The following is a 23,829-nucleotide window of genomic DNA, read 5'->3' as shown; positions in this document are numbered from 1 at the left end:
AATGGTATTAATACATATAGTCTCTACTTTTTGTGCAGAACGGAGATATGTCGCATTGGACTTCGTTAGTGCAGCCAAGGAGAGATACCCGCGTACTTCTCCCACGTCTTTTACAGAAGAACTTCAAGGTTGTAGCTATAGCGGAGAGCTTTAGTCTTGAAGATGGTTACTCAATATACGCGGGAGTTCTAGCGCGTAGAGATGGCGTAGTAGAAGAAGTGGCGTTTGACATAGCAACTCTAGGAGGCACAGACGGCACAGAGTCTGTCTCTAGGATACTAAAGGCTGTGCTTAGGCCCGACGTCGGCTTAGTCATGTTAGACGGCTGTGTAGTCTCTTTCTACAACTGGATAGACGGTGAGGAGCTGTGGAAGAGATTTAGAAAGCCTGTAGCTTGTTACGTCTTCGAAGAACCCGAGGGGAGGGTGGAGGAGGCTGTGAGAAAGCTTTTTACAGACTGGGAGAAGAGAGTGGAGGCATACAGAAGACTAGGCCCGCCGGTGCCTTATTATATGCGAAGCGGCTATAAGATATATGTGAGGGCTTGGGGGATAGACCCAATAGATGCCGGAAGGGCGGCCGAGCTGTGTACAAAATTCGGCAAGATGCCAGAACCGCTCCGCATAGCTAAGATAGTAGCTAGCGGGGCTAGACAATTCTTAAAAACCATCCGTATGAAGATATGACAATGGTAACTAGGAGGAGGTTTCTCGTCGGCATAGTTGCCGCTACTGTTATAGTTGCTGTAGGAGGCAACCTTCTGTTTTTCACGCGTAGACAAGAGACGCCGCCGGTTACAACAAAGGCGCCGCGCGGTGGACACTTAGCTGTTTATAACTACTCTTATTACATAGATAAAGATCTGCTTGTCGAGTTTGAGAAAGAGACCGGCATCAAGGTGATATACCAAGAGTTTGAAAGCGGGGAGGAGGCCTACGCCGCTCTCCTCAGAGGTGGGGGTGGATACGATCTTATTGTAGTGCCAGACACGTACCTAAAGGACGTGATCAAGAGGGGCTACGTGAGGAAGATAGACCACGGCAGACTTACAAACATTGGCAATATTGATCCAGCGTTTTTTGAAAACCCAAATGACCCTGGCCTTCAATACTCTGTTCCCTACGCCTTTGGTACTACGGGCTTTGCTGTCAACTACTACTCCATGGCTGTAGACGTTGGCAGAAGGCTTGATAGTTGGAGCGACCTCTTTGACTTCGACCTATTAGAGAAGATGAAGAACAGAGTAGCCATGCTAGAGGAGTTTATAGAGCCTGTCATGGCGGCTAAATACGCCCTCGGGATAGATCCCAACGACTGGAGCCAGGAGACGGTGGATAAGGTGACGGATCTTCTAAAGAGACAGAAAGGCTACATCAGGGGGTACATGGGGATAAGCCAGATCGTGCCGGCTATAGCCGCCGGCGAGCTATGGGTTTCGCAAATCTGGAGCGGAGACGCTGTCACAGCCCGCGACGAGTTTATTAAACACGCCGGCGAGAAAAACGCCGATAAGTTCGAGTACGTACTGCCAAAGCCTATGACGCACAGATGGGTCGACTTCATGGTCATCCCCCGCGACGCGAAAAACATCGACGCGGCATACGCCTTCATAGACTTCCTGCTTAGACCCGAGAACTCAGCCAGGATCACCAAGGCCTCCTACTACCCAACTGCGTTGAAGAGACAGCTAATAGAGAAATACCTCGATCCAGACATACTCCAAGATCCCGCAGTCTTTCCGCCTGAGGGGGCTAAGCTGATTTACCTAAACTACACGGAGGAGATGATTAAGGCGGTGGAGAAGATAAGCTACGCTGTTAAAGGCTAAACCAACCGTATTTAAACGGTTCACTGAACCGCCGCCCTAGAGGGCGGAGGCTTTCTGTTTGTAATATCCATTACAGTCATTACGGCTTATAAAGTCGTCCCCTTGTCTTTTTCTTGGCCCCTCTCCGGGGCTCAGGGGCCTGCCTCGGGTGTGCCGGGGCGAGGGGGCAACTCACTCGGGGGACATCTGCCAACCGTTTATATTGTAACAGTTTGGCGCCCCCGTCTGCCGCCCCGGGGGCCAGATGCCGTTCGTAAGAAGTAGTTACGAGGTTAAATGTGAGCTGAGGGGGAAAAGTGGGTTGTTTTTGTCTTTTCTATCAACTCTTGGTATCTTTTCTCTGCCCATGTCATGGGCACGTTGTCTCTGTGCGCTCTGAGACCACAAGAGGGACAACGTATGAAACGGCCGCTTTCCACAGCCATCTTCGCGCCACACTTTAGACAGATGGCCGAATACAACCTTTCTTCCAGATACGGAAGACCGTGCCACTGAGCCAGCTTCTTCAACTAGCCTTGCCAAGAGCCGGCTTTGAAACTCGTTGACTCCATACTGTTGACGCTTGATATTGATAGAGAGGCAGAGAGGGTGGTTGGATATGTTTAAAACCCATGGGGTTACATAAGCTATGGCTCACGAGGAGCATAGGGCTAAGGGGCAACGCGTCGCAAGGTTCTATATTGTGACTGTTAGTACCTCTAGATACCGGGAGAAGGCAGAGGGGCGTACCCCCGTGGACGAGTCTGGAGACCTGGCGGAGAAGATGGCTAGAGAGGCCGGACATCAGGTCGTCGGTAGAGACTTAATTCCAGACGACCTCTACCTAATAAGGCGTAAAACCTTGGAGCTTATCTCGCGGGAGGACGTAGACATAGTGGTGTTCACCGGCGGCACCGGCCTTACTAAGACTGACGTCACTATAGAGGCCGTGAGACCGCTGTTTGAAAAAGAGATAGAGGGCTTTGGCGATGTGTTTAGATATTACAGTATACAAGAGGTGGGGACTGCCGCCTTTTTAACAAGGGCGACTGGGGGCATAGTCGGCGGCAAGGCCATCTTCCTACTGCCGGGTTCCCCCAACGCGGTGAAAGTCGGCATGAGGATAATCTTGGCCGAGGTCTCCCATATCCTCTACCTAATCAAGCAATGAGACAGATCGCAGTTGCAGTACATAGTGACTACATCCCTGGCCTGAGGGAGAGGGCCAGGCTTTTTGTACATGCTTTGGCGGACAGATGTCCAGACGCCGTTTTGCTGGTGGGCGGCTATTGGGGTCACATGAGAGATGTTGTCGACAGTGCGCTTGAAAGAGGTATGAAGGTTGTGATTTTTCTGCCAATTGAAAAAGAGGGGGTACAACTGCCGGAGCGGGTTGTAGTTATAAAAACAGGTTGTGAGTTTAGATGTCGGTCTGTTATAATGGTGCGTTCTGCAGATGTGGTAGCTGTCCTCGGGGGTGGCGTGGGGACGATGATCGAGGCGTTCATGGCTTATGCCATGGGCAAGCCTCTGTATGTGTTAATAGACACGGGGGCTTCAAGCGACAGACTTTCTCAAACATATCCCGAGTATTTTGACGATAGGAGAGTACTAAAGGTGGTTTATGTAAGCGACCCAGTAGCTCTAGCCGAGGGTGTCTGCGGCGCCGGTCCCGGCGTTTTAACTAGCTTTGGATAACCATAGCGCGGCGGCGTTTTGTATAAAATGTAGTAAAACAGAGGCGGGTAGTCCATATCTGTTATAAGCAAAGGCAAGGGCTAGGGCTATAATAAAAATGGGCACGGCGCCGAGACCTGGTTTATGTAAAAACGCGAAGAGAATAGACGATAGTAAATAAGCCGCAGTTGTACCCAGCCTACCTTTTACTTCTTCAAAAACAATTCCTCTAAACACTACCTCCTCTACCAACGGGGCTAGCGCCAAAGCTTGGATCACAGCCAGAATTTTGCCGAGGGGACATGCCAAGACTTCTACAAAGAACTTCTCTTGTGATCTACTCAACTCTATATATTCAGCACGTATGGGGGGCACAGCTATGACTACCGCCCCTGCTGCAAGTAGAGAAAGGAAGTAGACCACAAAAGCCAGAGGAAACCTCTTGCTTAGCCTCCATTTAATTAATAGCCCAGCTGGAATAAACGCCGTGTATATCGCCGTACCAGCATATAGAGTTATACAGATAGGTGGCTTTAATAGTATCAACACCATCGCTATGGCGATAAACGCTACGGCGACCGCCACCTTCAGAAGGCCCATGTCCCATCTGGCAGAATAGGCTCTCGGACATTGGCTCATGGCCTATCTAATGGAGTAGGTAAAAACGATTACCGCCGTTACTCTGTCTTTTGTTTTCTCATTTCTTGTCCTCTCTGACTAGTTTTGACTTACAAACTCCTCTATTTCACGAACGGCTTACCTGGCCCCCAGAGGGCGGTAGCGAGGGCGCCGATTAGCGATAAAACCAACGCTCTGTTTCCCAGATGGGCCGCTCTCACCCGGCGCACCCAGGACGGGCCCCAAGCCCCTGGGCCAGGAAAAAGATTGGTAGATAATATATAGTTTCTGAATCACATGTGAAGAGAGATCTTTATAATTGACATCTTGTAGATCATTATGTGAGTTTTGGCGGTATAACAAACTGGCGTCCCGTTAGAGTTGTGTTTAAGAGAGACGTAGATCTACCTCTGTTGGGAATTTCGCATAAAGCTGGCACTGAGACCGAAGTGCCTCTATATCTTGCGTTAAGACTAGATGAGATGGGGGCTGTAGAAATAGACGAGAGTAACGCTGTCCAGCCTAGAGATGTTGCGTCTCTGAAATATTTAGAGCAGAGAGAGAGCTACCCGGTTAAATTACCTGAGGATTTTTATCCAAGAGTTAGACTTACCATCTATCTGCTTAACAAAAAGGGTGATGTAAAAACTCTACGGACGGTAGTACAGGATGTAAGAGAGTTAGTTATTGAACGTATTAAGAAAATCTCTGTCCTCGTGGCCACAAAGCCTGACATAGTAAATGACCAAGACTTTGTAAGCCGGCTTACGCCTGAAGAAAAAGCGCTATTATTGTCTATTCACGTAGCTATTACCTCCTTTATATTTTCTATAGTTTAACATCTGTGTAATAATTTCAGCGACGTCTTTAGCAACGACGTTGGGCGGCCTTGACGCATCTACAACCGGGTATCCCTCCTCTCTTGCCCTCTGGAGATAGATTTCGCGTACCCGTTTTAAAAAGGCGCTGTGTTCGTACTTTTCTGAGTCCCCCCTCTGTTTTATACGAGCTATAGCTATCTCTGGGTCTACGTCAAGTATTATTGTGATGTCTGCCTTGGGAACTGCGGAATTTATAATCTTTATAAAGTCTATAGGGACGCCGGCTGCGCCTTGGTATGCTATTGAAGATTCTATATATCGTTCGCTGATTACTATATATCCTTCTCTAACCTTTGGCTCTATCTCTCTCTTATAGTGTTCTATTCTATCTGCGGCGAAAAGTAACGCATCTACATGTGGGTCAATTGTGCCGCCTTTTAAAGCCCATTCTTTTATTAATCTTCCAATAGGCCCTCCGCTGGGCTCTCTGGTGACATAGACCTTAGGCAATATCTCTGCGAGTTGTAAAATTACAGTGCTTTTGCCCGAGCCGTCGATGCCTTCTATTGCTACAAACGCCATAATAATGACTTGAGTTATTGTTTTAAGCGATTAGGCTCGGCCTAGGTAATTTAGAATCCCTCTTGCCGCCAACACGCCGGTGGCGGCCGCTACGTTTATTCCTCTGGAAAGGCCAGCTCCGTCTCCCGCTACAAAAAGCCCGGGCACTGTCGTCATGAGGTTTTTATCTACCACAGGCCGTAGCGAATAGTATTTAATCTCAGGGGCGTAGATAAGCGTCTGGGGGCTTGCCACGCCAGGCGCAAGTTCGTCAAGTTTCTTAAGCCCCTCTATTATGTCCTCTACAACTCTATGGGGCAACGCCAGAGATATATCGCCGGGAGTTACATCTTTTAAAGTCGGCGATATGCTAGATCTTCTGATTCTATCCCAGGTAGACCTCTGTCCACGTTCTAAATCGTAGAGACGTTGTATAAGAGGCTTGCCGCCCCCCAGCTTAGTGGCTAGCTTGGCTATAGATTTACCATATTCTATAGTATCTTCCATCGGGTCTGTAAGCCTGAGCGTAACTAAGAAGGCGAAGTTTGTATTTTCGCTTTTCCTCTCTAGATAGGTCTCTCCATTTACTCCAACAGTCCCGTCTGCATATACTTCTTTTACTACAAAACCACGGGGGTTTGTACAAAATGTTCTAACCTTGTCGTCGTATTTAGAAGTGTAGAGAATTATCTTAGGGTCGCGTATTGCGTCTGTAAGAGGCTTCATGACGTGGTAAGGCACTTCTACTCTGACTCCAATATCTATAGGGCCGAAGCTAAACGAGGCGCCTAGTTTCTTTAGTTGTGAAATAAGCCACTCGGCGCCGCCGCGGCCTGGCGCTAAAAGGACGGCTCTGGCATTTAGAACTCCTCTTGTTGTTTTTACTGTAAATAACCCATTGTCTCCTTTCTCAACTTCAAGAGCCCATGTGGCATACATTATAGCCACACCTGCTTTTTCAAGGTATTGGGTTATATTCTCTACGACAGCTCTTGACCCATCTGTTCCAATATGTCTCTGGCGTATGGGTATTATCCTGGCGTTAACTCTAGCCGCTAGTGCAGAGAGCTTTTGTATGAGTTCCATTTGTGGCTCGTAGACTACTCCAGGCGCTCCAAACTCTACGAAGGTCTTGTCTATGTAATTTATCAATTCCATTGCCTTGTCCCAATCGCCAACCAGTTCGTGAAGATCTCCTCCCACGTCTGGTCTGAGATTTATGAGACCAGAGCTCAATGTGCCGGCTCCCCCAATTCCGTAGACAATATGACAAGGCACGCAGAAAGTACACTTCTCTAGGGGCGTTTGGAGGGGACAACGTCTCTGTGATGCTCTATACCCCCCGTCTATTAATGCAACTCTCACTCCGCCTGCCTTTGTGAGCTCAAGCGCGGCGAATAACCCGGCGGGTCCTGCTCCTACTATTACAACGTCGTAGTCTCCGACGTATTTCTCAAGAGTTCGTAGACGGGAGAGATACTGGGTGACCACCTTTGCATAGAGATATACGCTATATATAAAGTGTTTGCAGTAAAAAATTCAATATTGTGCGATGGGTAGATATGTTAAACCTAGGCAACTTTTTATAATCTAGAGTCTTGTCAGATCGTGCTTTATGTAGTAGTAGATGGGTTCTTTGGCGATACTGGAAAGGGCAAGGTAGTAGCTTATTTAGCTCAAGCAGATAGCCCAGCACTGTGTGTAAGAACCGGCGCGCCAAATGCTGGACATACTGTAGTTCTAGGGGGTCAGACTGTCGTGTTGAGGTCTCTTCCAACCTGTTTTGTAAACCAACAGACAAAGTTAGCTGTGGCGCCAGGCGCGCTCATAAAATTAGATGTATTTCTTCTTGAGGTTGAAAAATTCGGCGGTGGGAGGACATATGTCGATTATCAAACAGGGGTGATAGAAGATAAACATGTCGAGATGGAGAGACAAGACGAGTACCTCATGAAGGTTGTGGGCTCTACTGGGCAAGGCGTGGGCGCGGCGATGGTTGATAGAGTATTGAGAAGGCTGAAACTTGCAAGAGACTTCGAAATTCTTAAGCCCTTTTTGGCAGACGTACCAACTATGATATATGAAAACAGAGGTAATGGTGTGATTATTGAGGGTACTCAGGGAACTTTTCTATCTCTATATCACGGCACATATCCGTATGTCACAAGTAGAGATGTTACGGCAAGCGGAGTTTTAAGTGAGGCGGGCGTTGGGCCGAAGGCTGTAGACGAGGTCATATTGGTCTTTAAGGCATATGTCACTAGAGTAGGCGCAGGGCCTTTGCCAGGCGAGTTGCCGCTGGATGAAATAGAGAGGAGGGGCTGGGCAGAGAGGGGGGCTGTGACAGGTAGGCCGAGGAGAGCAGCTCCGTTTAATATAGAATTGGCAAAGAGAGCTGTGCTTCTCAATACGCCAACGCAAATAGCCATTACTAAGGTAGATGTGTTATTTAAAGATGCGGCAAGCAAGACACGTTGGAGTGACTTGCCGCCGGAGGCGCGTAAGTGGGTTGATGAGCTAGAAGAGACGCTGAAAGTGCCAGTGACGCTTATAGGGACGGGACCTGAGCCGCGTCACATGGTTGATTTAAGGAGAGAGAAGGGGAGGTTGTGATTTCGCCTTTTGACTGGCGCTACGGCAGTGAAGAAATCAGGGCTTTATTTACGCCACAATCTTTTATCGATACATACATAGAAGTGGAGAGGGCCCTTGTCTGCGTTTTGGAAGAGTTAGGCGTCGCTGAGAGAGGCTGTTGTAAATCGCTAGACGGCGTAAAAATAAGCGCTGAGGAGGTCTATAAACTAGAGAGAGAGACGGGACACGATATTTTAAGCCTTGTCTTTCTCTTGGAGCAGAAGAGTGGTTGCCGGTTTGTGCACTACGGTGCTACATCAAATGATATAATAGACACGGCATGGGCGTTGTTAATACGTCGCGCTCTTTCTATAGTAAAAAGGAAGCTAGATATAGCAGGTGAAGAGTTGAAACGCCTTGCTAGGAGGTATAAAAAACTTGTGATGGTGGGGCGGACTCATGGCCAGTGGGCAGAGCCGATAACTCTAGGTTTTAAATTCGCTAATTACTACTACGAGCTGTATATAGCCTGTAGATTTTTAACACAAGCTGAGGATTTCATAAGGGCTAAGATTGGGGGCGCTGTGGGAACTATGGCCGCTTGGGGAGAGCTGGGGCTTGAGATAAGGCGCCGGGTTGCAGAGAGGTTAGGCTTGCCCTACCACATAATTACGACTCAAGTAGCGCCGAGGGAGAGCTTTGCGGCTTTGGCTTCTGCGCTAGCGGTGTTAGCTACTGTTTTTGAGCGTCTAGCTACTGAAATACGTGAATTATCTAGACCTGAGATAGGCGAAGTAATAGAGAGAGGCGGAGGCTCGTCGGCAATGCCACATAAGACAAATCCTACAGTCTCAGAGAGAGTAGTGAGTCTTGCTAGATATGTTAGATCGCTTATAGACGTTGCGTTAGAAAACGTAGCTCTGTGGCATGAACGCGATCTTACCAATTCGGCAAATGAGAGAGTGTGGATACCAGAGGTTTTTCTAGCTATTGACGAAATTTTAAATAGCGTAGCCAAGGTTCTGCGTAATATAGAGATAAACGAGGCTAGAATCGAGGAGAACTTACAGAAGGCCTTGCCGTATATACTCACAGAGTTTCATATGAATAGACTGGTTAGAGAAGGTTTTTCTAGAGCCGAGGCCTATCGTAGGGCTAGAGAAATAAAAGAAGTAACTTTCGAATACGAGAGGTGGCCGATTGAAAAACTTATCGAAGACGCCCTTTCATTGAAGTTATGCGGGTAGGCGTTGTTGATTATACTGTTGGAAATATTGGTAGTGTTATAAATGCGCTAAAGAGAGCGGGGGCGGAGCCGTTGGTAATTAAAAACCCTGAGGAAACATCGTCTGTAGACGTGTTAGTACTTCCAGGAGTTGGTACATACGAAGTCGCTTATAAGATGGCACACGCATTTAGAGATTCTATATTGCAGAAACCAACGTTAGCAATATGTCTCGGCATGCAACTCCTCTTTGAATCTAGCGAAGAGGGCGGCGGCCGCGGCCTCGCCATATTTAGGGGGTCTGTAAAAAGAATTGAAGCGAGAAAAATACCTCATATAGGGTGGAGTTATACAAAAGTAGTGAGACCACAGCCGTTTGTGGAAAGCGGCTATTACTACTATATGCATAGCTACGGAGTGCTCTGGGATGAAAACGACGAAAGCCATGTGGCATATGTAGAGCTCGGGAGGAGATATGTAGCGGCGGTGTTATACAAGGGGATTCTCGGCCTTCAGTTTCACCCAGAGAGAAGTGGAAGAGGAGGGATAGAGTTAATCAGGCGGTTTTTAAAGGAAATGGCAAGACGTTGACTTTCAACATTCTCTACGCGTTCTATAGGGCAATTCGTACCGCCGACTCAAAGAGTCTAACGGAGACGGGGCAGAAATATATGTACGAGGGATAAATGCGCCCCCATCAAAGAGCGGCGCCCCGGCCCTCTCCCGGGGGGCTCGGGGCCCGCCTCGGGTGCGCCAGGGCGAGGGGGCGGGTCATACGGGGGCCGGCCGCTGGTTGTTTATATTATAACAGCTTGGCGTCTCCGTCGGCCGCCCCAAGGGCCAGACGCCGTTCGTAAGAAGTAGTTACGAGGTTAAAAGTTCGATAGTCGCAAGGGTAGAAAAAGCGGGTTGTCTGTCTTCTGGAGTAGCTCCCGGTATCTCTTCTCTGCCCATATCACGGGGACGTACCCGATGGCTCATGGGTAGACTATCGGCAAGGATGCAAGCGAGGGAAAAACTCTACTATTTAAGGCGGGGAAGCGGCCATACAGTCTTGATTTGTTTAAAAGATAAAAAATCTGTCTCTAATGTGTTGAAAACTATACTTGCTAGAGAGGCTGTGAAATATATAGAAAGCGGTATGACTGTGGGACTCGGCTCTGGTACAACTGCGCGAGAGTTTGTTAAAGCCCTAGCGGAGTTTGGCCCTCGCGACGTCGTCCTTGTAGCTACGTCTATTGACAGTGAGTTGTTAGCCATAGAGGTGGGGTTGGGCGATAGGCTGAGGCCTCTGTGGGCTGTGGAGACAATCGACATTGCAGTAGATGGGGCAGATGAGGCGACGCGAGATAAAGTGTTGCTAAAGGGCAGAGGCGGCGCTTTGTTAAGAGAAAAGATAGTTGACTATTTAGCCAGGCGGTTTGTTGTGTTAGTTGAGGAATATAAAGTTGTCCAGTATATCCCCACGAGAAACCCCATACCTATAGAAGTGGTGCCTTGGGCATGGCGACATGTGGCAAAGGCTATTAAAGATAGGTATGGCGGCGTAGCTAAACTTAGACAAGACGGCGGAAAGCTAGGGCCTGTGGTAACAGATAATGGCAATTATATTATCGATTGGGAGCCGTCAGCACCAATACAACCCTCGTTAGAAGACGAGCTAAAGCTAATCCCCGGTGTTGTAGAGACGGGAATTTTTTCAAAGAGACGTGATGCTATTGTCATAGTAGCTAGAGAAAACAGCTCTGTATATACATTTTAGTTATTGATGGATATCTCGTAATAAACATAGATATAGGGCGATGTTTCATTTACTGTTAGTGTTGCATAATGCGTAGCATAAAATCTCACAGATATGTGTCCGTCTGTACACTTCAGCTCTCTCCTATCTATAAGTACATAGTCTCCGTGTAGATGGCCCCCCTTTGCGGCTCCCGGCCCTCTCCGGGAGGGCGCGGGCCCGCCCGCGGAGACGCCTTTCGGCGGCCGCGGGCGAGAGGGCCCGGGTCGTTGGGGGCTGGCTGTGCCCCCTTGGTCGCCGGGCCCCAGGGCCGGGGATGTGGTTCATGTGAGAGGAAAACTTACGAGGTTAAAAGTGTGATGGTCGCCGGAGTGGAAAAAGCGGGTTGTTTCTGGAGGATTTCCCAGTACCTTCTCTTTGCCCATATCAGTGGCACGTTGTCTCTGTTGTCGTTAAAGCCGCATGAGGGGCATTGCACACGCCTGTTATTCAGCTCCTCCATTTTCGCACCACAACGGGGGCAGATGGTCGAATACAGCCGCTCCTCCAAATACGGCAGTCCATACCACTGTGCCAAGTGTTGTAGGCGCCTCCTCAGTTGGCCAAGCCCGTCTAGGAAGTGTTTCTTCTCTCCACTCCAGTCCCCTTCCTTCAGCTCCCGGTAGCTCTCCTCCTCTATCGTGTCCACCACGATTGCGGCTTGGTGCTCCCTTGCCAATTCGATAATTTTGCCCACGACGTTCTCAACGATGCCTCTTATCTTCCTATACCGCCTGGACTTGAGGTAGCGGGCTCTGTCCTCAAGCGATCTCCTTCTGACGGGATCCGCCTCCCTCGCGGCTCGTTCGTCAAGGCGGCTTATCTCCTCGTGAAGCCTCCACAACTTTTTGACCGCGCCCTCATCGGGAAGCCTCTTCCGCTTGACAATCTTGCCGTCTTTTACAACGCCCATCATTATGCCGTGGTCAAGGCGGTTCACGTCGACAACGACAAGCGCCTTGGGCTTCACCGGCGTCGCTTCGCGGGCGAAGACAAGCGCTATGTAAAGTCTGCCGTAGGTCGGCTCCTTCTTACCCCTCCGCTTCTCTATGCCAAGGAATGCCAACTTCAACTTGGCTCCCTCCTGTAGTCTCTCTCTTATCCAAGCGACGTCGCTCTTCTCCAACTCGACGGCAAAAGGCAGTATGCCGAGTTTTCTTACTCTGACGACACCGCTCTTTAAGTCGACAAAGACGGCGTTACTCGCGTCTTTCTCGTTTTCGGCCCTCAGTTGGGCGTTGAGCGGAACCGCCCGGCAGAACACCACGTCGCGCCAAAACACCCTGGCTTGTTTTACGAAGTACCTCCCCAACCCGTACTTGGGAAACACCTCCTCAATTATTCGATGCGCAAATTCCCGCTTGTCGGGAGTAAGCAAGCGGTCTAGTTCCTCCGTAGTCAGCTTGAGCTCCTCTTGTCCCGTGATTTCTTTGAGCAATGTTTTGGCGTACTCCTCAACGGCCAAGTGCATCCTCGTCACTAGGTCAAGGACGTCTGGTCGCTCCTCCACTAGTTTCCAGGGGATTTTGATCTTTAGTACTCTGTATGCTTGGTTCATATGCGTAAAGGGTGTGGAGAAGAAAAGCTAGTGTAAGAGGGAAAAACTATTGTTTTGCCTTCTGGAGGATCTCCCAGTAGCGTTTTTCGGCCCACGCCGTGGGTATGTCGTCTCTGTCTGCCGCAAAGCCGCAGGCGGGACAGCGCATGGCGCGCCCCACCTCCTCCATCCCCGCGCCGCATATGGGGCAGAGGGTCGAAGGCAAGCGCTCCTCTAGATACGGCAGTCCGTGTAGTTGCGCCAGCCTCCTCAGCCTCGCCCTCAACCCCCTGAGACCTTCGAACAGCAACCTCTCCGCGAGGTTCCTCGGGCTAACTATGTCCTCCTCTACGTTCACCACAACCGCGGCCCGGCGCTCCCTCGCCAACTTCACGATCCTGTAGGTAACGTCCCCTACGATCTTATGAATCAATTTGTCCCGGCCTCTCTCAAGACTTGACAGCCCCTTCTGGAGCTTCTCCGCTCTGTGGGGGTTCTCGTCCTCGTCCACGCGGGAGAGGGCCTCCTCTAACCGCTTTATGTCGGCGCTTATCCTCTCCAACTTCTGGCTCAACCTCCGCACCTCCTTGGGGAGCTTCTGCGTCTCCACGGCCCTCCCGTCGGCCACGAGGCCGACCTTTACATAGTGGCCGAGGTTGTTCACGACCACAAGCGCTCTGGGCTCCACCCGTTGGACTTCGCAAGCGAGCACGAGCCCTACGTAGAGACCTCCGTAAGTCGGCCCCTCTTCGTCCCTCCGCCTCTCTATGCCAAGGAACGCGAACTTGAGCTCGCCCCTCTCCAACTGCTTTTTGATCCACTTCGCCTTGCTTCTCTTCAACTTAATAACAAACGGTTGCGACCCCGGCCAGCGTATCTCTACGGTTCCGCCCTCTAGATCAACGACGACCGGGCCTTTCTCCCCCACGCCGAGCGGAAACGCTTTGAAAGACGGCGCGTAGCGCAGAAACAGCCCGCAGTCGGCGAGTCCGTACTTGGCGAGAACCTCCTCGGCCATCTTGAGGGCTAGCTCCCGTCTCTCGGGAGTGAGGAGGCGGTCAAGTTCCTCCGGCGCGAGCCCAACCCTCTCCTTTCCCACAATCTTCTTCGACAGCTTCCTTGCAAATTCCTCCGCCGCGAGGCGCATACGCGCCGCGAGGTCGAGGACGTCCGGCCGCTCCTCGACGAGACGCCATGGGATTCTGATCTTCAACACTCTGTATACTTGGTTCATGTGCATGCTTGGCATGGGAGAGAAAAGTTTTGAAACATTCTTTCAACTCTTTCGACTAACCTGCCTGACAGCGACGACGTCAGGCAGGTGAGTCGAAGGAATAGAAAGTGGTATGCAGGACGGCGGGAGGTGCGGTCGCCAGGGGTTCGAGAGCATAGCGACGGTAGCGGAGAGAACCGGTTGCGGAAAAAAGGGGGTTATTTTACTCTTACCCTCCTCACGGCGTCTATTGTTAGCGTGGCGATGCCCACGACACCAATTGCCATTATGACGTACATGGTCGTAAGCGGTATCGAAAACACCCATTCTCTAACCCCAACTAAGACGATCAAGTTGTTCAGTGTTGCAACTGCCTTAATAGTGGCGACTATAGCCAACACCGCCATGACATGGTCGGCGAGTCCGGCCCTCTCCAACCTAAGGCCCCATTTGGCCATTACAACAATTATCGACAACGCTACCGCGACATTTGCTACTACGGCGGCCCATGGACTACTAGTAAACAACGGATTCAACTCGACGGCACCCATGGCTAGCCCGATGGCGGTCGTGGCGGCGTCGGCAAGTATTAGTGCAACTGTTACATACGTTATTGTTCTCAATTGGTTCATATCTCCACACGTTTCAGAAGAAGAAAGGCGAGAGAGATGAAGTGGAGGGGAAAAAGGGGTTATAGGTGTTGTGGAAGTGAGTCAAGCGGAATAATCTCGGAGTCAATCGAAACCCAATATATCCTAGCTTTATTGTACTTGATCATTTCGGCCATTTCGTTGGCCGTGAGCCTACCGGCGGTGGAGGGGAACGAAATTTGATATCCCTCACCTTTTGCCATCGTAGGCGGGAGACCTACTCTTGTATCTCCCTGACCCTCCTTTATAAAACGTGCCTCTATTCCGCGTTCACGCGCCAAGATTTGTAACGCCTTTCTCATGTCATCATTAAATACAACAACGGTTTTGCCGTTTATCTCGTTAAGAAATTCGTCGAGACTCATGTATCTGATTTCAGCTTTAACAATCTTCTGAATTACCAACGCTTCTTTCACTACCTCTTGAGGATAGTCAATCTTTGGATCGTACGGCTTGTTGGTCAATCGCTCTATCACACTACCGTCAAGCCTTGTCAAGAATATTTTATACCCCCTATAGTGTAACTCAACCGCCGCGTCGAGGGGCATGACCCCTATCACCGCGACGCCTGGTTGATACCTTGAGGAGATCTCCTCTACCGGGCTCACACTTCTGTTAGGAATTACAACTTCAGCGTTGGGGATAACCGATTTCAAGATCTGAATTGTAGATTGGTGGTTTGTGTATATTATTATTGGAGTTTGGTTCATGTCCTCTGGGGTTTTCTGGGGAGAAAAATGTGTTTTAGCAATCGTGTAGGCGGTACGCCCGTATAGTGAAGGTGGTGCGCCACGCCCCGTCCTCGTACCGGAGGCCGAGGGCGGCGAGTTGTCTGTTGAGCGACAGGAACTCCTCTTTTGAGAGCCACCTCTGTGGCTTGACTACGATGGTGTAGTAGAGAGTCTCCGGCGCGGCGCCCTTTACGTCCTTCTCCACCGACACCCTTACGTTATCAAGCGCCTTCACGGCGAACAGCGTCTCTGTGTACTGTCTCATGGTCTCCCGCTCGTGGGCGACCACCTTTCTGCACAGTTGGATCTTGTTGCGCAAAACGACCTCCGCCTCCGGCGTCAGTTTTACGACGTCTTTACCGTAGCGCATGAGGCGGCGGATGGCCGCGAGCGGGAGCCGCCGTACCGCGTCTCCATCCAACACCAACGCCTCGCCGCGCTTCCTGAGCTCCCTCATAAACTTCTTGAGCTCCCTCCCGTGTAGAGGAAGTTCGTCAATTCCGCCCATAGTCGAGATCGGGAGTTGGGAAAAAAGGGTGGAGCTACCTCCTCACAACATCGATAGTGATGGCGGCGATGGGGATTGCGAATAGAAATGCGGCTTGTGGCGTCAACAGCGGCGTGTCTATGGCGCCGAGGAGGTGGAGCACGTTGTTGACGGCGGCGAGGGCGCGCGCCGAAGCGGCGATCGACATGGCCGCGACGAAATGGCGCGAATGGCGTTGTAGATAGTGCCCACGCCTCTCCACGAGGTAGAGCAAGGCGGCAACGGCGGCGGCGTTAAGCACAATGGCAAGCCACGGCGCGCCGGCAAATAGCGGGTTCAACTCGACAAAGCCCATGGTCAACCCAATTACCGTAGTCAAAACGTCGAGAGCGGCCGACGCGGCGAGGGCATACGCCGCCGTCTTAACCCACCACATGTCTCCACAGACCCAGAGGGCGAAATGAGAGAGGTCTGAATGGCGAAGGGGGTTAGATCAAGCCGGCCGCGTAGGCGGCTGACACAGATGACAAAATCTGGGGGCGTTGCTAGGGTCTGGCGGATGTTTCGCAAGAAGACTTGGTGGAAGAAAAAATGGGGATGTTAAATTGGGCGGAGCTCGGCGACAATCACGCCGTCTTCTCTAATTATGTACAGTTTCTCTTTCTCTTTCTTGTCGTTCATAGGCTCCTTTCCTTCTGGTGTGAAAAGCCAGAGCTCTCTATTTCTACTCCCTCGATTCACCTGCCTTACAGCGACGACGTCAGGCAGGTGAAGCGGAGGGGCGCCGGCTAAGTTTCTATGTTTGTAAAGGGCATACGGCATGCCGGACAACTCTTTACCGACATATATGGGAATGTTTTTTAGATCTGAATTCGCTTTGGGACATGAGACACTTGGTAAGTCTAGTGAAAATGTGTACGGAGTGTGACTCACCTGTTGCTCGTCCACAGTTCTATATTCACTTGCCACGGCCACATGAGTATTCTGTGTTACTTAGCGTAGGCGGCTATACAGTCGGTGCCCGCCGCGAGTATTGGCATGCCGTAGTCGTGCCAGACTACCGCATACGCCAGTACCCCTGTCTCATCGACGCCTTCGGGTGCCCCAACATGTTCGACATACCGCCGCCGCTTGGAAAAAGCGAAATTGAAGAGGAAATTGTCGCCTCTGACGAGAAGTATGAGAGGGGTTTTCTGAAGTACGGCTATACGGTCAAGCTCTACCGCACACCGGCGTTTGTTGCGCTTGTATTTTCCGAGTCTAGCGCCCTCTCGGGGCACTTTGGGCCGAGACACATCGTCATTCTGCCGCCGAGATACTATTACCTCTTGAAGGCGGTAGACGTCAAAAAACTTGAGGAGCTTGAGGTTGTCCAATAACCCCCTTTTTTAACACCTTATCCTGTACTTCCCCTTTTTCTTCTTTGCGAAACAGACCGTATCGCCGTCCACCACGATACAGTCCTCTCTCTCGTCTATCGCGCCGAGGGCCTTCAAAATGACGTAGAGGAGATAGTGCTTCGGCTTGGTGGACGGTCTCCGCCGCAATTTGGCCCACGCCGCGTCCCATACCTCTTCTAGCGTCATCCAACGGCCGCAGTTCTCCTTTACGACTTGATCCACAGCGCTGATCAGCGGGTGTCGCTTCCAGTCGGCGCCGGGGAGACAGTAGACCGCCACATGTGGCTCCAACTTGTGTACCTCGAAGTATTGCCGCAAGTACCTCTCTGCCCACGACCGCGAGGAAATTCCCACAACTTCATGCGTGAAGATGCAACCGCCCTGAGATTCAGCAAACGAGAGGACGTGGTAGAGGACGCTCCCCCGGCCCATGTATCGGAGGACATGTGCAAGAAAAAGGGTGGAGAAAGGCGCATCTCGGTTGGGGGAAAGGTTTCAACAAGTTTCAAAAAATGGATTTCTATGTTGTAACTAATCAGAAGTATGGACGCAACATATTACGGCCAATCATGAACAGAAGTATGCCGATCATTATCATCCATATATATGGATATGGCGTCCCTAAAACGATTGCAAGCCCAAGAAGATTGGTAACCATAATTGCGACAAACGCTACGAAATCTGAGAATCTGACGATGCCGCCTATAACAACATAGACGGTGAGAACGACGATCAAGAGCTCGCCCGGTTTGTACCCAAAGTAGGCCCACAAATGAATGCTGAAACCGACCGACAACACCGCGCCGATTAGCATCAACGCGACGCCCACGACCGCCACTAGGCTCATGGAAGGTCGAAAAAGATGGGAAAAAAGCTAGTGTTGAAGAGGGACTACAACGATGTAGCTTTCCTGTTGTTGTGTATGTAGAGTTTGTATAGCGTTTGTGATGGTGAAGTCTCCGACGTCGACGACGACAACCAGAAAGAAAAGCGAGAAAAAAGGGGTTATTTACAGTCTATGAAGAGGGTGCCTTTTTCGTTGTTAATCGAGTAGTGAACAACGAATTCAGATACCCGTTCATTATATTCCACTTTTTCAATAGATCCGTATTGTTGTATCAAGTGTAGCAAAAATTGACTATACCTCTTCTCCCATTCTTTCGGCAACAGACGCTCCAGTGTGTCACGTGGGAAGTCTCTGTCAGCATCGGGAAATGCTTCTTTCAATACATTGAGGAATATATGGAATTTTTGTAGTATTTCTGGCGGGATGGTCGAAACAAACGGAATGAGTAATGTTGATCCAAAAATATCGACTTTACCGAAATCCTTTAGATCATTCTCAACCAATTCGATCCCTAACTCAGTAGCCACTCTTTTTAACTCATCTTCAAACGGCAAATACTGGCCGGGGCTCCGTCTAGCATACCAATATATCCACGCCTTTCCTACTTTTTCATTTACGTTCATGGCCACAATGCGTGTCAGGAAAGAAAAGTGAGGGGAAAAAGGAGATTATTTCGAGATTGAAAAGCCCAAGAGGCCGGGCGCCTTAAGCCGCGTCCCTTGAAGATCATATTCAAAGTAGCCACAAGTTGTGGAGACCGTTATTTTGTCGCCCAGATAGACTCGGTCGGGCGCACAGTGCTTAGCAACGTCTCTGATCACGCTTACGACGACGTCTCTAGTCGTGTTGAATTGGTATACGAGGGTGGTCTTCGTTGCGTACTCGAACCCGACGACTTCAATTGCCGTGTGAAACATGAACGTCTTCAACTTCGTCACCGTCTTGAAGAGTCTCAAGTAGACGATACGCGATAGGGGCACAAGCACCCCGTGTATATCCTCATAGTTCCGCTTGATTTCTTCAGGCAATACACACCGCCACGGCGTCCGCTCCGTTATAGGCCGTACTTCGCCGCGGTTCCAACATGGTTCTGCCGACACAAGTGACAGGGTAAACTTCAAGTCGCCTAACATGTTGACCTTGATTGCCCTTTCGCTCATGTGCGTTCCGCCGTTCCGAGGGAAAAGCGAGGGAGAGACGGAATCGCCCTAGGCGCCTTCGATAAATGGCATCCCGTTTAGAAAAGCCCCCTCTTTCCCACTCGCCAGAAAGATGGGGAAGAAAAAATTAGTAGAGTAGTTCTATGATCTTCCGTCTCAATTCGGACTCCTTTCCCTTTAACTCGGGAGGTAAATACAAAAAGTTGACATAGGCGACACCGCGGTTACTCACATAGAACTCTATCGCAATTTGATGGGGTAACACAATCGCACGTTCTGGTGGCTCTCCTCTGTTCCGCCTCACCGCGCGGAGAATCTTCGCGATTTTGAGATTGTCATTTTCAAGACTAAATATAACTCTCATACGCGCATTGCACTCGCGTACTGATACACAGTCTGGCGACTCTATTACTGCGGGTTTTGGGTTCATACGATTCGTAGACGTTGGAAGAGAAAACCTAGCTTTTCGGCGTGGGCGAGTGTGTGTATATGGACAGAATGTTCTCGGTGGTTACTGAGACGTGGAATCCCGTGACGGGGTGTCTCCACGACTGTGTCTACTGCTGGGTGCGGCGGCTTGCGGAGACCCGCCTTAGAAACACAAAGAAGTACGCCGCCGTTGGCTTCAAGCCGGCGTTCCACCCCCACGAGTTGAGGAGGAGGTTCGGCGGCGGGCTGGTCTTCGTGTCGGACATGGGCGACCTCTTCGGCGGTTGGGTACCCAGGGAGTGGATCGCCGCCGTCCTAAACCACATAGCCAAGTTCCCAGATACAACGTTCTTGTTCCTCACGAAGAACCCCGCGCGCTACTTCGAGTTCCTTGACGCGATGCCGGACAACGTTATACTTGGCGCCACGATAGAGACGAATAGAGACGACATAGCACGCAAAGTGAGCAAGGCGCCGCCGCCCTCTGTGCGCTACAGGGCAATGAGGGAGCTACCCTGGCCGCACAAGTTCGTAAGCGTAGAGCCCGTCCTCGACTTCGACCTCGACGAATTTGCCAGTTGGATAGCCGAAATCAAGCCCATCATGGTGTACGTGGGATACGACAACTATGGTAACAACCTCCCAGAGCCCCCACTCGAAAAGACGAGAGCCCTCCTCCAGAGACTCAGGCGCCACGCCCCCGTGGTCGAGAAGACCATCAGGAGAGCGTGGTATGAGTGGACGTCAGTGGCTTGAAAGAAAGATAGCGGAACTACGCGGCCTAGCCCCACAGCTCGCGCGGAAGCTAAACATCAAGACTAGCCAGATGCGCAAAGCCCAGAGGTGGACCCCGCTCAAACTCATAACACTAGCCCACTGGGTCGTCGTCTACACAAAGATAATACCAAAATACTACCGAAAATTCTACTACGTAGACCTATTCGCGGGACCCGGCCTAAACTACCTCGAAGGCAACCCCCCAAACATATTCCTTGGAAGCCCCCTCATCGCGGCACACTTCGCCTACAGACCATTCACAAAGATGTACCTAGTAGAGAAGGACAAGACCTTTGCCGCGATCCTAGATACGGTGATGAATGCCTACTTCGAAATGCGAAGGGGGACGACGCTCTACGATTACACAGACAAGACGGCAGCCGGCAAGCCCCACAAGATCTTCATAAAAGACGCAAACGAGGTGGCAAAAACGATATTCAAAAACGAAAGCGGTAGCCACTACCTCGTCTTCATAGACCCAGATGGGTTAGATATCCACTTCTCTACCATCCAGACCATAGTAGAGGCCACAGGCGGCCAATGCGACCTCCTCATCCTCTTCAACACCTCGTCCATAAACAGAACCATCGGAGGCGAGAGAGAGGACTCCCTCACCAAATTCTTCGGAGGAGAGGAGTGGAGGAGACGCAACGCAGAGGAGCTCCTCGACTTATACAAGGAGAAGCTCAAGCGCCTCTACAGCGACATCCGCAACGCCAAGCCCTATGTAGAAAGCATAGAGATAGACGACCCAGATATCGGGTGGCGCTACGACATGATCCTCCTCACCCGGGAAGGCGATTACGCAGACGTCTGGAAAGACCTCAAAAACAGAATAGAAAAACACCGCCCCCAAGACGTAGAAATCGCAAAAAAGATACTAGACGGCCTCCAGACCAGACTCGACAACTGGGCAGGCCCACTACTCCACTACCTAGACACTATGTGACAACCACCTGGAGGAGCCAACGGCGCGACATATAAAAACAGCACACAGCGGCAAGACATGCGTCTCTCCTCTTTATCGCCCTCCCAACCGCCGCCGCCCTGGTTTACATGGTGGAAAGATGCAGACGCCGCCTGCAACATTACTCGCGCCACCTCGCCGTGGCTGTGCTGGCTACCGCTTTGGCGCGCGTCTCCGCCGCCGTCAGCATTATTTGCGATCCAATTAGTCGCCATTACCGTTGATATGGAAATAATCTTTATCCACATATTTCTCACCGACAGCTATTCTTTTGAGCTCAACTGAGTAAATCTCCACATAGTTGTCTCTTCTAAGGACAACGACGCAGTCACAATGCGGCCCCTGCCTCCTCGCCGTCGGCAAACAGAATCGTGAAGCCCCTATCCAACAACGCCACAAAGCATTCGTTTTCCCCACAGATACAACAGCGCCTCCCCACGTTGGGCGTCTGAAGACATTCAGGCCGCAGACCCGGCATATTTGTTCACTCCCGGCGGCTCGCAAGGCGGAAGGCCCAATCGGTGAGCTCGTCGATTACCCTGCTTATCCCAGGAACCTCCTTGCCGAGCACGTCCTCCGGCCTCACAGGCGCCACCTTGCCCTCTCTGGTGAATTCGTAAATCCTCAAGTCTACGGCGGCCTCCGCCACGGCCCCAGCCAACACGTCAACGCCCTCCTTCACATGGGGCAGAACCCTCGCCAGCAGCTCCACAACCCACTCCCTGTCCGGCCTCTGCACCGCCAGTTGGCTCATGGTGATGGCCAGCAAGTCGCTGTGTGTGGTAGCCACGACCCTACACCCGCATAGAGCCGGCAGCGAGGCCAAGAAGAGCGCCATCGCTATCTGCGCCCCGGGGTGCAACTGAGCCTCGGGCTCCTCGACAAGCACCAGAGATCTACCGCCCGCGCTCAGCAGGGGGAAGAGAAGGCCGGAGACCTCGCCTACAAGAGCAGAAGACAGCCGAAACTCGACAAGCGACCCCCGCCAGTCCTTATATAGCACGTTCCCGGCGGCGCCCGGCACCAACCTGCCCTCCAGCAGAGGCGCGGCGGCGTCGAGAACCCTCGCCCCCGTCTCGTCGAGCCCCTCCAACAGACGCCTCCGCCCCTCGCTCGCCCAGTAGACATAGCTTGCCAACACGCTTGGATAGAACCCCCCAACAAACCTACGCAGGTACACAGGCCTGGCATACGGCTCCCTAGAAGCGCTCTCCAGCGCCAAGACGAGCACACTTCTGCCAAAAGGAACAAAACGCAGCCCCTCAAAACCAAGGCGGCTTCTCAAAGCGTCGCGGACGCCCTCCACCACAGCACTAGAAAGATAGGCAGCCGACCTGCGCACAACCTCAGACACCAACTCCTCCACATACTTGTCCAACGCCTTGGACAAACCCCCATCGGTTTTCTCCACGCGGCCGGCGCCCCCCGGCGAGAAAGCCCGCGTATCTATGCGGAACTCAAGCCATACACTCGACCTCCCACCCACCCAAACATCAAAGTGAAGACTCACCGAGGACGAGAACAGCAGACGCTCCAACTCATCACCCCCACAACCCAACCTCCTAAGTACTTCACCTGCCTGCCCAAACCACCCCAACAGATACCGGCGCTCTTCCACAACACTGCGCCTCAGCGCACCCACAACATCAAGCGGTTCGAGCGGCTCAAGCCGCACCGTGTCCACCCCCTTCACAGGCACAAGCTCGGCCATAAAGCCGTAAAACGCGTCCGCAGCCATCTGTCTCAAGACACCCACGTCCACCGCCCACTCCATCGGCGGACCTCTAACGACAACAGAGCCCCCGGCCTCAGCCACTTGAAGACCCGCCTCGCCCATCCGCCCAAATACAGCTTGAGTCCCCTTTCCAGACCTCAAAGCCGCAACCAGCTCAACCACCCCAGAAACCAACCTGCGGACGCTCGCCGACGCCTCCGCCCGGAACTCGCGCTCTAGATACTCCGCAATCCTAGCCGACAGCCTCCTCTCCACACGCCCAGCGGCGTACTCGTCAAGAGGCGACAACTTTGCATAGATAGCGCGCAGAGCGTAGCTCTTCCCCGTGTTGGGCGGGCCCATAAACAACGTGACATCCCCAAGCTTCACCCCCCCCCCTCTCACCGGGCCCAAATCCCTCATCAACACCCTCATAGCCACACCCAACCCCAATTGCTCTCCCGAACTAAAAAACACCACATAGGAACTATAGCACTACAACACTATATATTTATTCTCCACCGCCATTTACTGCCTAACGCTATGCCTGTGACTTTCTCCTCGCCTGCGCCTTCATTGGCATCTGTGAAACCTCTGACGTAGGCCGGGCGGCACGCGGCTCTCCTCGAGTGCCCTCCTTTCGATGTTTCGCCACGTCTCTACCCCCTCCCACCCGCAATGCCGGCACAGGATATGCCTCAGGCACATCGCCTCTCACTAGTTTCTTCCCGCACTGGAGAGGGGAGGTGTGTCTCAGATCCATCTTCACAACCGGAACGCCGCGTAACCTCCGGCCTCCGGAGCTTGCTGCCAGGCCATATGCCGACTCTCCCCACCTCCGGCCCCGCGCCTCA

General features: G+C 51.6%; 30 protein-coding genes. 12 read left to right on the top strand and 18 right to left on the bottom strand.

The window, feature by feature from the left end:
- Positions 1-47 precede the first annotated feature (47 nt).
- The 4 genes from ACZ49R_RS03350 (at position 48) to ACZ49R_RS03335 (ending at position 3,505) form a co-directional block, all read left to right on the top strand.
- Complete coding sequence (locus ACZ49R_RS03350; RefSeq protein WP_011762930.1) at positions 48-686, top strand: endonuclease dU; 639 nt, start codon at positions 48-50, stop codon at positions 684-686.
- A 2-nt stretch (positions 687-688) separates the two neighbouring features.
- Entirely contained in the window at positions 689-1,828 is a 1,140-nt protein-coding gene (locus tag ACZ49R_RS03345; protein ID WP_464734089.1) for a polyamine ABC transporter substrate-binding protein, read from the top strand.
- A gap of 628 nt (positions 1,829-2,456) precedes the next feature.
- Entirely contained in the window at positions 2,457-2,978 is a 522-nt protein-coding gene (locus tag ACZ49R_RS03340) for a MogA/MoaB family molybdenum cofactor biosynthesis protein (RefSeq protein ID WP_011762932.1), read from the top strand.
- Positions 2,975-3,505 carry an SLOG cluster 4 domain-containing protein gene (locus tag ACZ49R_RS03335; RefSeq protein WP_011762933.1) on the top strand — a complete coding sequence of 177 codons (531 nt, stop codon included), beginning with the start codon at positions 2,975-2,977 and terminating at the stop codon, positions 3,503-3,505. Before ACZ49R_RS03340 ends, ACZ49R_RS03335 begins: the two co-directional genes overlap by 4 nt.
- On the opposite strand, the gene ACZ49R_RS03330 is transcribed toward ACZ49R_RS03335, so the two are convergent.
- The gene (locus ACZ49R_RS03330; RefSeq protein ID WP_464733744.1) at positions 3,488-4,123 is read right to left on the bottom strand and encodes a lysostaphin resistance A-like protein; all 636 of its coding nucleotides are present in this window, start codon (positions 4,121-4,123) and stop codon (positions 3,488-3,490) included. The two genes, ACZ49R_RS03335 and ACZ49R_RS03330, sit on opposite strands and share 18 nt — an antisense overlap.
- 320 nt (positions 4,124-4,443) lie before the next feature.
- Here ACZ49R_RS03330 and ACZ49R_RS03325 point away from each other — a divergent pair, with 320 nt between their 5' ends.
- Entirely contained in the window at positions 4,444-4,941 is a 498-nt protein-coding gene (locus ACZ49R_RS03325) for a DNA replication complex GINS family protein (protein WP_464733743.1), read from the top strand.
- Here the strand turns inward: ACZ49R_RS03325 and tmk are convergent.
- Both tmk and ACZ49R_RS03315 read right to left on the bottom strand, forming a co-directional pair.
- Entirely contained in the window at positions 4,891-5,505 is a 615-nt protein-coding gene (gene tmk / locus ACZ49R_RS03320; protein ID WP_464733742.1) for a dTMP kinase, read from the bottom strand. The two genes, ACZ49R_RS03325 and tmk, sit on opposite strands and share 51 nt — an antisense overlap.
- A gap of 30 nt (positions 5,506-5,535) precedes the next feature.
- A complete protein-coding gene (locus ACZ49R_RS03315; RefSeq protein ID WP_464733741.1) occupies positions 5,536-6,975 on the bottom strand; it encodes an NAD(P)/FAD-dependent oxidoreductase in 1,440 nt (479 codons plus the stop codon).
- A gap of 117 nt (positions 6,976-7,092) precedes the next feature.
- On the opposite strand from ACZ49R_RS03315, the gene ACZ49R_RS03310 reads away from it, so the two are divergent.
- The 4 genes from ACZ49R_RS03310 (at position 7,093) to rpiA (ending at position 11,045) form a co-directional block, all read left to right on the top strand.
- Positions 7,093-8,097 carry an adenylosuccinate synthetase gene (locus ACZ49R_RS03310; RefSeq protein WP_464733740.1) on the top strand — a complete coding sequence of 335 codons (1,005 nt, stop codon included), beginning with the start codon at positions 7,093-7,095 and terminating at the stop codon, positions 8,095-8,097.
- Positions 8,094-9,305: an adenylosuccinate lyase gene (gene purB / locus ACZ49R_RS03305; protein WP_464733739.1), complete on the top strand. Its 1,212-nt coding sequence runs from the start codon at positions 8,094-8,096 to the stop codon at positions 9,303-9,305. The genes ACZ49R_RS03310 and purB overlap by 4 nt, the downstream gene beginning before the upstream one ends.
- Positions 9,296-9,874, top strand: a complete 579-nt coding sequence (gene hisH / locus ACZ49R_RS03300) for an imidazole glycerol phosphate synthase subunit HisH (RefSeq protein ID WP_011762940.1) — start codon at positions 9,296-9,298, stop codon at positions 9,872-9,874. The genes purB and hisH overlap by 10 nt, the downstream gene beginning before the upstream one ends.
- A 499-nt stretch (positions 9,875-10,373) precedes the next feature.
- On the top strand, positions 10,374-11,045 hold the full coding sequence (gene rpiA / locus ACZ49R_RS03295; RefSeq protein WP_011762942.1) for a ribose 5-phosphate isomerase A: 672 nt from the start codon (positions 10,374-10,376) through the stop codon (positions 11,043-11,045).
- A 319-nt stretch (positions 11,046-11,364) separates the two neighbouring features.
- On the opposite strand, the gene ACZ49R_RS03290 is transcribed toward rpiA, so the two are convergent.
- From ACZ49R_RS03290 to ACZ49R_RS03260, 7 genes are all read right to left on the bottom strand, one after another.
- Positions 11,365-12,621, bottom strand: coding sequence for a zinc ribbon domain-containing protein (locus ACZ49R_RS03290; RefSeq protein ID WP_464733738.1), 1,257 nt, complete (start codon positions 12,619-12,621; stop codon positions 11,365-11,367).
- A 46-nt stretch (positions 12,622-12,667) separates the two neighbouring features.
- Complete coding sequence (locus ACZ49R_RS03285; protein ID WP_464733737.1) at positions 12,668-13,834, bottom strand: transposase family protein; 1,167 nt, start codon at positions 13,832-13,834, stop codon at positions 12,668-12,670.
- A gap of 197 nt (positions 13,835-14,031) precedes the next feature.
- A complete protein-coding gene (locus ACZ49R_RS03280; RefSeq protein ID WP_464733736.1) occupies positions 14,032-14,445 on the bottom strand; it encodes a hypothetical protein in 414 nt (137 codons plus the stop codon).
- A gap of 59 nt (positions 14,446-14,504) precedes the next feature.
- Complete coding sequence (locus tag ACZ49R_RS03275) at positions 14,505-15,173, bottom strand: hypothetical protein (protein WP_464733735.1); 669 nt, start codon at positions 15,171-15,173, stop codon at positions 14,505-14,507.
- 34 nt (positions 15,174-15,207) lie between these two features.
- Complete coding sequence (locus ACZ49R_RS03270; protein ID WP_464733734.1) at positions 15,208-15,702, bottom strand: hypothetical protein; 495 nt, start codon at positions 15,700-15,702, stop codon at positions 15,208-15,210.
- Positions 15,703-15,736: 34 nt separating this feature from the next.
- Positions 15,737-16,117: a hypothetical protein gene (locus ACZ49R_RS03265; RefSeq protein WP_464733733.1), complete on the bottom strand. Its 381-nt coding sequence runs from the start codon at positions 16,115-16,117 to the stop codon at positions 15,737-15,739.
- Positions 16,118-16,281: 164 nt separating this feature from the next.
- Entirely contained in the window at positions 16,282-16,503 is a 222-nt protein-coding gene (locus tag ACZ49R_RS03260) for a hypothetical protein (RefSeq protein ID WP_464733732.1), read from the bottom strand.
- A gap of 62 nt (positions 16,504-16,565) precedes the next feature.
- Between ACZ49R_RS03260 and ACZ49R_RS03255 the strand changes: the two genes are divergently transcribed.
- Positions 16,566-17,060, top strand: a complete 495-nt coding sequence (locus tag ACZ49R_RS03255) for a hypothetical protein (RefSeq protein WP_464733731.1) — start codon at positions 16,566-16,568, stop codon at positions 17,058-17,060.
- A gap of 9 nt (positions 17,061-17,069) precedes the next feature.
- Here ACZ49R_RS03255 and ACZ49R_RS03250 read toward each other — a convergent pair whose 3' ends face one another.
- The 5 genes from ACZ49R_RS03250 to ACZ49R_RS03230 form a co-directional block, all read right to left on the bottom strand.
- Positions 17,070-17,513 carry a hypothetical protein gene (locus ACZ49R_RS03250; protein ID WP_464733730.1) on the bottom strand — a complete coding sequence of 148 codons (444 nt, stop codon included), beginning with the start codon at positions 17,511-17,513 and terminating at the stop codon, positions 17,070-17,072.
- Positions 17,514-17,616: 103 nt separating this feature from the next.
- Positions 17,617-17,928: a hypothetical protein gene (locus ACZ49R_RS03245; protein ID WP_464733729.1), complete on the bottom strand. Its 312-nt coding sequence runs from the start codon at positions 17,926-17,928 to the stop codon at positions 17,617-17,619.
- A gap of 158 nt (positions 17,929-18,086) precedes the next feature.
- Complete coding sequence (locus tag ACZ49R_RS03240; RefSeq protein WP_464733728.1) at positions 18,087-18,551, bottom strand: hypothetical protein; 465 nt, start codon at positions 18,549-18,551, stop codon at positions 18,087-18,089.
- Positions 18,552-18,596: 45 nt separating this feature from the next.
- Positions 18,597-19,088: a hypothetical protein gene (locus tag ACZ49R_RS03235; RefSeq protein ID WP_464733727.1), complete on the bottom strand. Its 492-nt coding sequence runs from the start codon at positions 19,086-19,088 to the stop codon at positions 18,597-18,599.
- A 127-nt stretch (positions 19,089-19,215) separates the two neighbouring features.
- Positions 19,216-19,518, bottom strand: a complete 303-nt coding sequence (locus ACZ49R_RS03230; protein WP_464733726.1) for a hypothetical protein — start codon at positions 19,516-19,518, stop codon at positions 19,216-19,218.
- A 41-nt stretch (positions 19,519-19,559) separates the two neighbouring features.
- Between ACZ49R_RS03230 and ACZ49R_RS03225 the strand changes: the two genes are divergently transcribed.
- The gene (locus tag ACZ49R_RS03225; RefSeq protein ID WP_464733725.1) at positions 19,560-20,273 is read left to right on the top strand and encodes a DUF5131 family protein; all 714 of its coding nucleotides are present in this window, start codon (positions 19,560-19,562) and stop codon (positions 20,271-20,273) included.
- The gene (gene tcmP / locus ACZ49R_RS03220) at positions 20,251-21,243 is read left to right on the top strand and encodes a three-Cys-motif partner protein TcmP (protein WP_464733724.1); all 993 of its coding nucleotides are present in this window, start codon (positions 20,251-20,253) and stop codon (positions 21,241-21,243) included. The genes ACZ49R_RS03225 and tcmP overlap by 23 nt, the downstream gene beginning before the upstream one ends.
- Here the strand turns inward: tcmP and ACZ49R_RS03215 are convergent.
- The 3 genes from ACZ49R_RS03215 to ACZ49R_RS03205 form a co-directional block, all read right to left on the bottom strand.
- A complete protein-coding gene (locus ACZ49R_RS03215; RefSeq protein ID WP_464733723.1) occupies positions 21,225-21,509 on the bottom strand; it encodes a hypothetical protein in 285 nt (94 codons plus the stop codon). The two genes, tcmP and ACZ49R_RS03215, sit on opposite strands and share 19 nt — an antisense overlap.
- 236 nt (positions 21,510-21,745) lie before the next feature.
- A complete protein-coding gene (locus ACZ49R_RS03210) occupies positions 21,746-23,455 on the bottom strand; it encodes an AAA family ATPase (protein ID WP_464733722.1) in 1,710 nt (569 codons plus the stop codon).
- Between the two features lie 61 nt (positions 23,456-23,516).
- On the bottom strand, positions 23,517-23,744 hold the full coding sequence (locus ACZ49R_RS03205; RefSeq protein ID WP_464733721.1) for a hypothetical protein: 228 nt from the start codon (positions 23,742-23,744) through the stop codon (positions 23,517-23,519).
- Positions 23,745-23,829 lie beyond the last annotated feature (85 nt).

The organism is Pyrobaculum organotrophum (genome assembly GCF_055384425.1).
The sequence above is the reverse complement of the archived record's forward strand: the minus strand, read 5'-3'. Positions and strand labels throughout refer to the sequence as shown.